Annotated in this window: 13 protein-coding genes; 6 read left to right on the top strand and 7 right to left on the bottom strand. The window is 33.1% G+C overall.

Annotated elements, in window-relative coordinates; genetic code table 11:
• The first annotated feature begins 362 nt into the window (after window positions 1-362).
• Both MHB40_RS11120 and MHB40_RS11115 read left to right on the top strand, forming a co-directional pair.
• The gene (locus MHB40_RS11120) at window positions 363-884 is read left to right on the top strand and encodes a hypothetical protein (protein WP_342443507.1); all 522 of its coding nucleotides are present in this window, start codon (window positions 363-365) and stop codon (window positions 882-884) included.
• Window positions 848-1,435: an IS4 family transposase gene (locus MHB40_RS11115; RefSeq protein ID WP_342443726.1), complete on the top strand. Its 588-nt coding sequence runs from the start codon at window positions 848-850 to the stop codon at window positions 1,433-1,435. Before MHB40_RS11120 ends, MHB40_RS11115 begins: the two co-directional genes overlap by 37 nt.
• Before the next feature lie 146 nt (window positions 1,436-1,581).
• On the opposite strand, the gene MHB40_RS11110 is transcribed toward MHB40_RS11115, so the two are convergent.
• The 3 genes from MHB40_RS11110 to MHB40_RS11100 all read right to left on the bottom strand — a co-directional run bounded on the left by MHB40_RS11110 (window position 1,582) and on the right by MHB40_RS11100 (window position 3,560).
• On the bottom strand, window positions 1,582-2,400 hold the full coding sequence (locus MHB40_RS11110; protein WP_342443506.1) for a tyrosine-type recombinase/integrase: 819 nt from the start codon (window positions 2,398-2,400) through the stop codon (window positions 1,582-1,584).
• A gap of 186 nt (window positions 2,401-2,586) precedes the next feature.
• Window positions 2,587-2,811 (bottom strand): DUF5412 family protein, encoded by a 225-nt coding sequence (locus tag MHB40_RS11105; protein ID WP_342443505.1) that lies wholly within the window; start codon window positions 2,809-2,811, stop codon window positions 2,587-2,589.
• A gap of 272 nt (window positions 2,812-3,083) precedes the next feature.
• Window positions 3,084-3,560 carry a hypothetical protein gene (locus MHB40_RS11100; protein ID WP_342534608.1) on the bottom strand — a complete coding sequence of 159 codons (477 nt, stop codon included), beginning with the start codon at window positions 3,558-3,560 and terminating at the stop codon, window positions 3,084-3,086.
• Window positions 3,561-3,720: 160 nt separating this feature from the next.
• Here MHB40_RS11100 and MHB40_RS11095 point away from each other — a divergent pair, with 160 nt between their 5' ends.
• Complete coding sequence (locus tag MHB40_RS11095; RefSeq protein ID WP_342443504.1) at window positions 3,721-5,016, top strand: hypothetical protein; 1,296 nt, start codon at window positions 3,721-3,723, stop codon at window positions 5,014-5,016.
• A 467-nt stretch (window positions 5,017-5,483) separates the two neighbouring features.
• On the opposite strand, the gene MHB40_RS11090 is transcribed toward MHB40_RS11095, so the two are convergent.
• A complete protein-coding gene (locus MHB40_RS11090; protein WP_342443503.1) occupies window positions 5,484-5,987 on the bottom strand; it encodes a YkvA family protein in 504 nt (167 codons plus the stop codon).
• A gap of 482 nt (window positions 5,988-6,469) precedes the next feature.
• Here MHB40_RS11090 and MHB40_RS11085 point away from each other — a divergent pair.
• The 3 genes from MHB40_RS11085 to MHB40_RS11075 all read left to right on the top strand — a co-directional run bounded on the left by MHB40_RS11085 (window position 6,470) and on the right by MHB40_RS11075 (window position 10,370).
• A protein-coding gene (locus tag MHB40_RS11085; protein ID WP_342532494.1) for an IS3 family transposase occupies window positions 6,470-7,605 on the top strand; the annotation gives its coding sequence in 2 pieces (ribosomal slippage) (window positions 6,470-6,692 and window positions 6,692-7,605; 1,137 coding nt in all).
• A 375-nt stretch (window positions 7,606-7,980) separates the two neighbouring features.
• A complete protein-coding gene (locus MHB40_RS11080; RefSeq protein ID WP_342443502.1) occupies window positions 7,981-8,637 on the top strand; it encodes a hypothetical protein in 657 nt (218 codons plus the stop codon).
• 494 nt (window positions 8,638-9,131) lie between these two features.
• The gene (locus tag MHB40_RS11075) at window positions 9,132-10,370 is read left to right on the top strand and encodes an IS110 family transposase (protein WP_342443501.1); all 1,239 of its coding nucleotides are present in this window, start codon (window positions 9,132-9,134) and stop codon (window positions 10,368-10,370) included.
• A gap of 178 nt (window positions 10,371-10,548) precedes the next feature.
• Here the strand turns inward: MHB40_RS11075 and MHB40_RS11070 are convergent, their stop codons facing one another.
• From MHB40_RS11070 to MHB40_RS11060, 3 genes are all read right to left on the bottom strand, one after another.
• Complete coding sequence (locus tag MHB40_RS11070; protein ID WP_342534607.1) at window positions 10,549-10,710, bottom strand: hypothetical protein; 162 nt, start codon at window positions 10,708-10,710, stop codon at window positions 10,549-10,551.
• A gap of 136 nt (window positions 10,711-10,846) precedes the next feature.
• Window positions 10,847-11,434 (bottom strand): GNAT family N-acetyltransferase, encoded by a 588-nt coding sequence (locus tag MHB40_RS11065; RefSeq protein WP_342534606.1) that lies wholly within the window; start codon window positions 11,432-11,434, stop codon window positions 10,847-10,849.
• 261 nt (window positions 11,435-11,695) lie between these two features.
• Window positions 11,696-11,980, bottom strand: coding sequence for a CD3324 family protein (locus MHB40_RS11060; RefSeq protein ID WP_342443498.1), 285 nt, complete (start codon window positions 11,978-11,980; stop codon window positions 11,696-11,698).
• Window positions 11,981-12,029 lie beyond the last annotated feature (49 nt).

Below are 12,029 nucleotides of genomic sequence, written 5' to 3'. Positions count from 1 at the left end.
TGGGGCTAAGACCCCGTCCGCAAAACTGTTCGCCCCCTACTTGTAGAAACATGTTTGAGGCTGGTTGGGACAATGATCTCGTATAACAAGCGAAGCTATGACACTACAAAGAGGATTTAGGGGTTACCGGCAATTATCATTTTGAAGGAGGAATTATAATGAATCCAGTCATCGGTCTGGATGTAGCAAAAGGCGAAAGTCAGGTTCAAGCTTACTTGGAAAGAAAGAAGCGCTACAAGAAAAGTTTCAAAGTAAAACACGTCTGTTGATTAACTAGTTTTTACCATTAAAATCTAATAAAAAAGAGAGATTCCATGTAAAATGTAAGTTACCACACAAACTTTTACGAGGAGGAATCTCTCATGGCTAAGAATACCACGATTTTCACACTACTTCAAAACTTTATTTCACAAGAAGAAATCAATGGGATTCTAGCTGATCTTCAGTTTGAAGATACGGCTCGTAAATGTGATGTACCAACGCTTTTAAACTACTTGGTTGGCGCTGCTACATTTGAATGGAAAAGTTTACGTTACGCTGCGGATGTTGCACCAGGGCAAGGCTTGAAATCAGTGGATTATTCCACATTTTCAAAACGTTTAGGCGAACTAAATTATCTCATCGTCAAACGTATTTTTGAGCTGATTGTCAGCCGATTAAACCGAGCTGCGAGACGCTCACTTAAACTAAAAAAAGAGCTACTGGCGATTGATTCAACAACGATTACTGTCGGGAAAAATCGTTTACCTTGGGCGCTGTATCACGGTGAACGTTCAGGTATTAAACTACATATCAGCTTCACCAATCAAACAGGAATACCCCTTCAAATCGTTGAAACGATGGTCCTATTGGTGTCGAGCTGGAAGATAAGCGATTTATTTTAGTAGCGGACCGTGCTTATTTTTCCATTGATAAAGTCGATCGTTATGCGACAACAAAACAAGATTTCGTCATTCGTTTAAAGGATAATATTCAATTAAATCGCAAAAAATCGTTAAAAAGAGCAGCCGTTGAAGGGTCAAATATCGTTGGTGATTTCACTTGTACACTCGGTACTGCTCAAAAGCAAACAACGGAACGCCACCGTGTTGTCAAGTTCATCGATTACGAAGGTGCGATTGTACGCGTTGTCACAAATCTTCGTGATGTAACGGCCGAAGAAATCGCCGACATGTACAAGGAACGCTGGGCGATTGAGTCATTCTTTCGCTGGATTAAACAAAATTTAAATGTGCCAGTGCTATTTGGAACGACTAAAAATGCGGTATTTAGCCAACTTTTTTCAGCGTTAATTGCCTATGTGTTACTAAAATTAATCTTTCACTCTCCAACATTTAAACACCCTCTCCTTATTGGACTAAGAAACGAATTGTATTTTCTATTATATAGAAAGACAAAAAATATGAAACCTTTAACTGATTCCTTTACTAGTTGATGTACATAGTCTCCAAAGCGTCGTTTGGTAATCTTTCATAAAAAGTTGTTATTCAACAATCTGGCCCTATAATAAAAAAAACACCCATTTCTACATGAGTGTCTTAATTGAATGAAAGTTCTTTAAAAGTATTTACTGTATGAATCCTATCTTAGCTTTCCGCTTAGTTGAGCGTATATCTTTGTAGTCTCACTCTTTTCATGACCCAGTAAACTTTGAATGACATCAATTGGTGCACCGTTATTAATCATATGCGTTGCATAGCTGTGTCGTAATTGATGCGGATGTATACTCTTTTTTATACTAGCACGATTTGATATGCGCTTGATAATATATCTTAAATTATCAATGCTCATTCGTCTTTTCGGCCTTCTGTCCGTAATAAACAAACAAGGTTCCTTATCCTCTCGTTCATCTAAATACCTTTTTAACCAAATAGAACAGCGGGTATTAAAGTACACTTCCCTTTCTTTATCACCTTTCCCTTGTACAATTACTGAATTCGATTGAAAATCGATATCTTCTCGATTTAATTTTACAACTTCACCAATTCGGCATCCGGGTGAATACATAAACTCAAATAGTGCTTTCTCCATCGTTGTTTGACAAGCTTCCCTTAGATGTTCTATCTCTAATTCTGAGAGAAATTTAGGAATCCTTTTACCTAATTTTGGTTCTTTTAATTTAGCTGCAGGATTTTTTAGGATATAACCTTCTTCATGTGACCATCTAAAGAGTAATTTAACACAACGAACCCTATGTCCTAAACTAGATGGCTTTAAGTGGTCTCCTGATCGTATTAAATATTCTTTTAATCTATCTGTATTAAATTCGTTCATATCAATATCACCAAAAAATCGCAATAATAGATTGTATTGAAAACAATATGTTTTTAATGTAAGCGATGAATATCCCTCGATTTTTTTATCCTGTTGATACCTTTTCCATGCTTCGGATAATAACATGTGTCTTTCACTCTCCCACCTATAAATCTATTAATTCTAGATTCTATTATGTTCAATGAAAGATTTTTCCATACAAGGATATTCAACAAACTAAAAAAACATTTATAGTTCCGAACTCAAGTTAATCAAAAAGGCACTTTCCTTGTTTCCAGGAAAGCGCCCGATTGTTGAAGAAAAGGGCGAGTATCATTGTTTTCTAAAATTAAATTTATCATTTGACACATCTAACGTATGACCGTTTATTACCACTGTATTATTGTCTATCCAAATAATTTTTTCAGTTCCTTCATGATTGTTCCAGTTTTTTATATTTCTTTTATGATTAAATACCAACCCACAAATAGAATACGAAGTTGTAGCCCCCTTACAAGACTTATAAGAAAGGTAAATTAACTTGGCAGTATTAGTCATCCAATGGAACTTCGTAAAAACTAGGGATTGTAGAAAATGCCCCAAATTTTTTGTCAAGGATGAACGAGTTATATTTCGCATGTTTTAAAATCAATCAGCTTGTGCTTTTACTGGTGAAATAACTGACGAAGAAAATAAGGTGATTGGAATCATGAATGGAAAAGGTATTATTAGAAGAACTAAATCACTTATAAGATACCTCAATCTTTCTCACCTTTTTAACAAGGGTATTAACATAAATTCTCAACATTAATCTAAAAAAACGCTCAGATTTAACTCTGGGCGTTTTTAGATAAAATTATTTTAATTTTGTTGATTATCCAATTAAAAGTAAATTGATATATAACAAATAAAAATGTTAATTCAAGGCCATATAATATCGAACTAATAGGATTAAAGCTTGAAATAAAATACGAGTATATTGATCCGCTTATTATTCCTATGAGAACATAAGAAATAACATATGATGGAAATATAAACGTTTTTTTATTTTTAACCTTCATTATAATTAATCCATCAATCAGTATAGACAAAGGAAAAATGATGATGAAAAGAAATGTTAGATTAATAATCAACGTTATTGTAAATTCATAACCAAAATTAGAATAAAATTCATTGGTTCTTCCTTCACCTGCTGAAAAGTATTTAAATACTCCCAAAAATATTGGTATTGTGATAGCTGTGAAAATTGCAGAAAGGAATTTAATATAAGGTCTATGAAATGATGACTGCAGTGTTTTGTTTTTCATATTTACTCCAATTCTACTTAATAATATTTAAGTAATTTTATGATATTTTTCCAATAAATTTATTATATCATAAAATTTAATTATTAAAAAATCAAGTTTTTCTATTTTATATATGATAGTATATATTTGAGTTTAAAAATTTATTAAAAGGAAAAATTGCATGAAATTACCATTAACTCTTACTTTGTTACTAACTTTTGTAATGTTTTTTAGCTTTTCAGATATAATGGAAGCAAGTGCGTCCGATAAAACCATTCCATCAGTTAGTGTAACACCAGATTTCAACTCTATAGACGTACAATGGAATTTTAAAGGGGATTTATTTAAAATTATCGATAATAAAGGTGATATTATTTATAACGGAGACCAGAATAGTTATAAATTAGTTGATTTAGAGTCGAATAGTTTAGTTAGTTTTTATATAGTTGCTTATAATGACGGCAACATCACCAACAGCCAACATATTATTACAACTACTCTTAAAAATACAAATAAACTAAATATGAGAACTCTAGCATCCTCAACCGAAATTGATACTTCTATTACCAGCATTGCATCAAGTGAAGGGGTTAATCTAGACTGGAATGATATCCCTGGAGTTGAAGAATACCGTGTTTTCAGGAATCAAGAATTAATAGCTACTATAAGTGATAGTAATTATACAGACGTAAACATAGTTAAGAATTCTACATACACATATGAAATTGAATTCTCAATTCCTCTTTCCGATAGTGAAAAGGTAGAAACAAAGAATTTTCTATCAGACAATGAGCTTCTTGATCTTAGTGATAAAGAAATTGAACAAATGAGTCAAAGCAGACCAGTTAGCATAATTAGAATTGTAGATACAACTCCTCCTTCATTGCCAATTCAACCGCTAGCAACACCTACTACAAGTTTCTCATGGGTTTATAAAACATTCCTTCCAATGGATTATATTGAAGATCCTATTCCGTTAAATGGAATTGCATTCTTCGGAGGAGATAATAGGACTTTCAGTTTTGATTCGGAAAAATACCGAACAAAAATGTGGGGCAAAACAGTTTTCTCTTATGATTCAACGCATGATTTTAGTAAGAATGTAGGTAAGACAACTGCGTATGACGATAACAAAAAACTTATTTCTTCAAAAACAGCATCAGATGAATTAATGTATGGAGTAAAAAATACACATACTTATACAAAAGCTGACTATACTTATTATCATAAAGTCGGAAATCCCTATATACCAATATCCGGACATGAGATAGATATTCTCATGAGAGTTGTTACTAATAGTAATGGTACTTATAGCTTTGAAGGTAAGCATGACAGAGCTCCATCACATGAGCTTTATCTAACATTAAATAATGGGGTAAGTAATCGCCAGATTTTTGCTCATCCTAACGAAGGTCTTGGTTATTTAGGAGGACCAAGTACTTTAGCTAGAAGTTTTTCAATTACTGGGAGTTTGTAATGATTTATTGTTAATCGCAAACGCTATATAATATATTTCAAATCGCTTTATAAGCTTTAAAAGCCCACTTAATAATTTAAGTGGGCTTTAGTGTATTTTAGCTTTATTGAACTTATATATTCTACTAGGATAATTTCAGTTTCAAGTTACTTTTTATTAAGTACCTCCTACCTAATTAAATCTGATTAATATCTAAAGAGTTTCATACTTGAAGATCATTTCGCTCCATTTGTAGAAACGTAGTAACTATTAAGCTCAGAAAGATGTATAAATTTAAAAGCTTTTTAGTAAATTCATATAGTGAGGATTAAATTATTTTTTATCTTATTGTTACGTAGATTGGAGGGGGAAGTTATTTACTGCTGATATTCAACAATATGGCCCTTAAACTGAAAAAGACACATTTCTTATTAAAGAAATGCGCCCGTTTGTGGAATCCTTTTGGATTGACGTTCCTACTATATTGCCTAAACTAATTTATCATCTACATCTGAGGTATCTATATCATCGCCAAACCAATCTTTGAGTTTTTCTTTGGCTTGATTTTTAACATCAGTATCAATATATATTGATACTTGCCATAAAGCTGCAAGTAGTACTCCTATGTCATCAGTATACCCTACTCCCGGTGCTATATCTGGAATTAAGTCAGTAGGTAAAATAAAGTAGCCTAATGCTCCATATATAATCAATTTATTTTTCATAGGTACCTCTTCCTTTTGTAAGACAAAATAAAGAAGTAGTATGGCATATACTGAAGATGAACCGACTTTTTTAGAGTATTTCTTTATCTTCTTCCAAAGTCCATCTTCTGAATAATGCTTACTAAAGTTTTGAATTTTTTCTTCATCCATAGCTTTAGCTTTGCATTTTAAATCTTCAATTTCTTCATCACTAAGCTTTATTTCATCTACTTCTATTACTTCTGGTAGCTCATCTTCTTGTTTTTTCTTTCTGAATTTCTCAAACAATTTATATCCTCCTAGCCCTAAACAGATGTAGTTTTTATGAAAAAAATAACTTGGGGTTTAAGCATATTTTTTTACTGTATTTAATGACTTAGTTGAATTTGTAAATTTAGATTCTAAAAAACTTGTTATTGGATGTGGTATTGCTATTCCAGTTTTATAATCAATAAAACAAATAAAAGTCTTCATTGAAGTTACCATTTTATTCAATATATATTCATGTATTTCAATTTGTTTTACTACGAATCGTTTTTTCATTTCCTCACCTCAATAACACTAATTATATAGACGTATATATTTTTAGCAAATTAGAATTTCCACACATTAAATTTCATTGTGTTATAAAAACACTTAGTGATATCAATGTTTTTTTATAATTTTGTGTGATACTTTATTAAAACCAAATATTTGAATGTAGAATGGAGTCATGGACACATCCTGGTTAAGTAAGTATTATTATAACCAAGAGAGGACGTGTCTTTTTTATGAGTCAAAAAAGATTTAATAAAGAATTTAAACAAACTGTTGTGGAGCTTTATCACTCTGGTACACCAGTCAGTCAACTGTCTAGCGAATATGGCGTTTCTGAAGTAACTATTTATAAATGGATTAAGTTACATTCTCCAATCGAAGGTGCAGAAGAATTAACTGCAGCGGAAGTTTCTTCGATTCAAAAAGAAAATCTTCGGTTAAAGCAGGAGATTGAAATCTTAAAAAAGGCTATGACCATATTCGCGAAAAAGTAACAGAACAAGAACTCATTGACCATATTGAAAACGAAAGCGAACATTATCCTATTCAATTAATGTGTCGCGTTTTAAAGGTACCCAAAAGTACGTATTATCAGTCTTTCCACAAGAAACCAAGCGTGTACGAAGTTGAAAACAAAAAAATTACAGTACGTATTTGTGCCATTCACAAAGAAAGTGATGGACGATACGGTGCGCCGAAAATACATGCACAGTTACTCAAAGAAGGCGTGAAAGTTAGTATTAAACGCGTACAACGACTCATGAAAAAAGCTGGTATTCGCTCAAACATCACAAAAAAGTACCGTCCGACGCCAACACAAAAGCCCGTGGAAGAACGTGAAAATATACTTGAACAAGATTTCCATACAACGACGATTAATGAAAAATGGGTAGCTGATATTACGTATATCCATACAATCCGAGATGGATGGTGCTACTTGGCGTCGGTTCTTGATTTACATTCGAAGAAAATTGTAGGGTATAAATTCGGACGAAAAATGACCGTAGATTTGGTCGTTGAAGCATTGGATTACGCTGTACAAGCTCAAAATCCATCCTCAGGATTAATCATCCATACCGATTTAGGTACGCAATATACGAGTGAAACATTTCAAGAAAAACTAAAAAAACACGAAATGATTCCGTCGTTCAGCCGTAAAGGATGCCCGTATGATAACGCATGTATCGAGTCTTTTCATGCGACATTGAAAAAAGAAGAAGTCTATCGAACACGCTATGAAAATTATGAAACAGCTAGAGTGGCACTATTTCAATACATTGAAGGTTGGTACAATCGCAAACGAATTCACGGTGCTATAGGCTTTCTAACGCCTGATGAATGTGAAGATATGTGCCGAGCTATGGCGTAACATTTTGGAATACAAGAAATGTTCCCCTTCACATTTTTGATGCGCAACCTCCATGGATTTCTCGCTCTACATCCCGAGTAGTCTGTCAAAGGCTCTTTTCACTTTGACTGGCTACTCGGGATGTGGAACACTCCATAAATGGTGGTTGCTACAAAACAAAAACTTAACTTTAATGTGTCCGGAATCTTGACTTAGATCCAATTCAAATATAACTTTTAGGTTTTTATGTTTAACTAGATAATTTAAAAGCATAGGCATCCTTATACAAATAATTCATCAGGCTTAAAGACCCATTTTTACTTCCAAGATATTTTGATAAAATCAAAAATATATTGTTAAACTACAATAAATATGATTAAAGCACGGAGTGAAAGAATGAATACCTTTATAAAAGTTCTTTTAACTATACTTGGGGTTTCTGTATTATTGATCGCAAGTATCGCGTTATATTTTAGTGACTTTTCTGAAAAATGCAAGGTTAAAAAGTATGCAGAAGATACATATGGCTATGATGTAGAGATTAAACAATTATATAGAACAGGGATTGGTTCTGATTATGAATACGTTGTCTTTCCAAAAAATCATCAACATTTAGAATTCAAAATCATACTAAATCCTTATTCAGATACGATAACAGATAATCATGCAAGGGCCTTGGAAGCGGATAAAGCATTGCACAAATTGAATAAAGTGATTCCAGCTATTGAAGACCTCGGGTTTCAAGGTCCAGATTATACTAATAAGGAGATCAGAATACTCTTTTCGGATGAAACGAAAAAGCATGCTCTTTATTTATATACTGCTGCTCCAATTGAAAAGGCTACCTTTGAAAAAAATGAATTGGACCGTTTCTTTGAATTGCAAAATTTAATAAAACAAAGTGGCGCTCCCATTACCTATGTGGTCGTCGAAGACATGCGGGAACCTGCTGATAGCAACTCCATTTTGTTCTATATGAAAGATGTACAAAGTACTAACACGAAAGAAGATTTCTTGTTACAGTTAAAAAAAGATAACCACGATTTGAAGTGAGGTGAATATTATTTTACAACAGTCCTTTTCAGAAAAAGATATTAACAACTACATACGATTGTTTACTAAATAGACATACCCACAAAATGCATTACCTAAGTTTCTTCTAAGAAGTTACTTGGTAATGCATTTTATCAAACGTTGGTTAGCTTAGTATGTAAGCTAGACTGTCCTTTAAACACAATTATCTAGGTCGGTCCATATGACTATTTCTTGGGTGGTATTGCTCCACAATATGGCCCGATCGTAATATGAGGTTAACCAGTTTTTTCTGGTTGACCTTTTTCTTTTAGGTCTTATTATAACGGTAGTCGGGGTAGAACGTCTGGCCCGTGGGACTAGATCCCGTCCGCAAAACTGTTCACCCCCTACTTGTATAAACATGTTTCGAGCTGGTTGGGACAAGGATCCCGTTTAACAAGCGAACCTATGACATTACAAGCAGCTTTAGGGGTTACCGACGAATTTAGTTTTCTTTAGGAGGAGATGTAATTATGAATCCAGTCGTTGGTCTGGATGTTTCAAAAGGAGAAAGTCAGGTTCAAGCCTTTTTAGATAAAGGCAAACCATATCGTAAGAGCTTTAGTATTAAACATACTCTTGATGGTTTAGATAGTTTATTAGAATTTCTAAGGGAAATAGAGAAACTAGCTGATGGTGAGCAACCTTCGGTTATTTTAGAATCTACAGGTCAATATCATATGCCTGTCATTCAATTTTTGGAGGAGCAACAATACGTTTATATTATTGTAAACCCACTTATCTCTCATCGAGCTAGAAGTACAAATTTACGCAAAGTAAAGACCGATGCCATTGATGCCTATCAACTATGTGAACTGTATTACAAGGAAGAGTTAGAACCATATAAAAAAAGGGGCATACACCTCTTAAATCTTCGTAATCTCACTAGACAACAAGAAACAGTATCAAGCACAGCTGTACAAACAAAATTACAGCTACAATCAATCTTAGATCAAATATTTCCTGAATATAGAGGTGTCTTTGGGGATCTCTATTCAAAAATTTCGTTACAGATTCTATCAATCTTCCCAACCTCCAAAGAGGTTTTAAGTGTTAGCGAATCGGATCTTACTAATAAAATTGCAGAATTATGTACAACCCGTTCAGAAAAATGGGCAAAAGAAAAGGCAATTAAATTGAGAGAAGCTGCATTACGTAATCCTGTTCAAAACAACTTGTACCAAAGCCATATCTTTAACCTAAGAATGTTTATTAACATTGTTCTTCAATATCAAGAGCATCTATCGAAGTTAGCAGCAGAAATAGATGCCCTCGCTAAAGAAATTGAAGAATATGAGATAATCCAGTCTATCCCTAGTGTTGGAGAAAAGATTGCGGCAACAATCATCTCTGAAATTGGAGAGATAGAACGGTTTAACCATCCTAAAAAGCTAGTAGCATTCGCCGGGATAGATCCTAGCGTTTACTCTTCTGGCCGGTTTACTGCTTCCATCAATCGCATAACCAAAAGAGGTTCTAGCAGGTTAAGACAAGCGTTGTTTATGGCTGTACAATGCGGTAAAAGAGATGCACGTAAGCAAAAAACAAGTGAAGAAATAATCCCTAGAAATAAGAAATTAAGAGAGTTCTACAATAAAAAACGCGAAGAAGGGAAGCCTTTTAGAGTAGCCATAATTGCATGTGCTAATAAGCTTTTACATTGGATTTATGCCCTACTAAAAAGAAAAGAAGCCTTCCAAAATGCGGTTTAAAAATCACATTTAAGTACATTGAGAAAAACCTTCCAATTTTAAAGAGGAAGGCTTATTTGCTGTACCCTTTTTTAGTATATCATGCGAGTTTTACTTTTTTTATTAAAAAATCTTGACAACTATTAGCTGGTTTTGTGGAAATAAAAATTAATATCTATTCTCCTTTAAATAAGGGTTTTTATTTCATGTTTTTCTTTTTCCAATCTACTAACGTCATCATTTTTTCGTTATCAGGAAGTTCCATATCTAGTGGTGTTATTAATTCTAATGAATTGCAATCGGGATCATAAAAATAAACAGCAGCATGATGTGGATTATTTTTAAATACTAACAGTTGCATCTCTGGAGAGAAACCAAATGAAGTACGAACTTCAGTATTTACAGATTCTAACCACTCCTTTACTCTTTCAATTTCACACCTATCTACTTTATATGCTACATGACGAATGGATGGATGATATGGAAGATTTACTGTTTCATTTTCCCAAAGGCCTAACCAACTTTCCCCCTTTCCAATCCTCTTTGTTAAGAGTGTAATGATAATGAGTTTGTTCTTCAATTTCAATTTCTCTATTAAAACGAAATCCGCATTTTTGAATAACTTTATTTGAGCCTAAATTGTGAGGTAGAACAACTGTATTAAGCAGCTCTACATCTGTATTCTCAAACAAATATTTTATCAATCCTTTTACTGCATTTGTTGTGTATCCACGACAACTGTATTGCTTTGAAATTGCATAAACAATTTCTCGGTTTGGTTCACCTAGCTCTTCTTTTATACCTGTATTGCAGAAACCAATAAATTCTCCAGTTTCCTTCAATATAATTCCCAACTTCAAGTAATTAGCACCACTAATATTAGGTACAGCTAACAAAAACTTTTTATTGTCGGGTATTTCATAATTTGTGACCCAGTTTAATCGTTGTTCTTTTGTTGAACGCCAATCTGGCAGAAAATTATAAACCTCAGGTTGTGAGGTTAGCTCATAAATAGCATCAGCATCTTCAATTCTAAATTCTCTCAGTAATATATCACCACAATCTATTGTAAATAAATTGTTCATATTTCTCCCCCTATCCCTTTGCTAATATTCATTTTGCAAAAAAACAATTTCTTAAGTAACAATGTCCGCCCAATACATACTTCCACTTCTGTTCATTAATCTAGATAAATTACGTCTGGGTCTCAAAAATCAATTAAATGGTTCCCCTACCTATTATAAGAGTTGATTAGATTATATCTGACTTACATTACTTGAAAAAACCTCAAACTTATTTCATAAAAGAAAATAAGCCAATGCGGCATAAAACCACATTGGCTTATTTTAAAAATTTGTTCTTTTTCTTTTCTCTTTTAATACAATTCTTTGAATACTTTTTGATGACAAATAATATTTTTCACACAAAGAAGCTATATTCAACCCCGATAGATAATCATTATATATATTAGAATTTCTTAGATCCAATTCTCCTCTGGTAGCAGTACTGGACCCCCAACTCTTTTTACTATCATTTCTTCGTGGGATATAAATATATTCACCATCAACATATTTCTGTATTAACTCCACCAACTCAGTTGGAAGTATAAGTTTTGCTTTTTTATAGCTCATTTTTGCACTCCTAATTTTTAGTATTTCTTTTAGGAAGAGCAAAGGCTAC

This window comes from Lysinibacillus sp. FSL K6-0057, from assembly GCF_038630885.1.
Taxonomy (GTDB): domain Bacteria; phylum Bacillota; class Bacilli; order Bacillales_A; family Planococcaceae; genus Lysinibacillus; species Lysinibacillus fusiformis_F.
Note: the sequence above shows the minus strand (reverse complement) of the source record. Positions and strands in the feature narration are given on the sequence as shown.

Excerpts from the sequence above, each read along its gene's own strand:
- MHB40_RS11120 (WP_342443507.1), top strand. The coding sequence starts at position 363 with ATGGCTAAGAATACCACGATTTTCACACTACTTCAAAACTTTATTTCA.
- MHB40_RS11110 (WP_342443506.1), bottom strand. The coding sequence starts at position 2,400 with ATGTTATTATCCGAAGCATGGAAAAGGTATCAACAGGATAAAAAAATC.
- MHB40_RS11105 (WP_342443505.1), bottom strand. The coding sequence starts at position 2,811 with ATGACTAATACTGCCAAGTTAATTTACCTTTCTTATAAGTCTTGTAAG.
- MHB40_RS11100 (WP_342534608.1), bottom strand. The coding sequence starts at position 3,560 with ATGAAAAACAAAACACTGCAGTCATCATTTCATAGACCTTATATTAAA.
- MHB40_RS11095 (WP_342443504.1), top strand. The coding sequence starts at position 3,721 with ATGAAATTACCATTAACTCTTACTTTGTTACTAACTTTTGTAATGTTT.
- MHB40_RS11080 (WP_342443502.1), top strand. The coding sequence starts at position 7,981 with ATGAATACCTTTATAAAAGTTCTTTTAACTATACTTGGGGTTTCTGTA.
- MHB40_RS11075 (WP_342443501.1), top strand. The coding sequence starts at position 9,132 with ATGAATCCAGTCGTTGGTCTGGATGTTTCAAAAGGAGAAAGTCAGGTT.
- MHB40_RS11070 (WP_342534607.1), bottom strand. The coding sequence starts at position 10,710 with ATGCAACTGTTAGTATTTAAAAATAATCCACATCATGCTGCTGTTTAT.
- MHB40_RS11065 (WP_342534606.1), bottom strand. The coding sequence starts at position 11,434 with ATGAACAATTTATTTACAATAGATTGTGGTGATATATTACTGAGAGAA.
- MHB40_RS11060 (WP_342443498.1), bottom strand. The coding sequence starts at position 11,980 with ATGAGCTATAAAAAAGCAAAACTTATACTTCCAACTGAGTTGGTGGAG.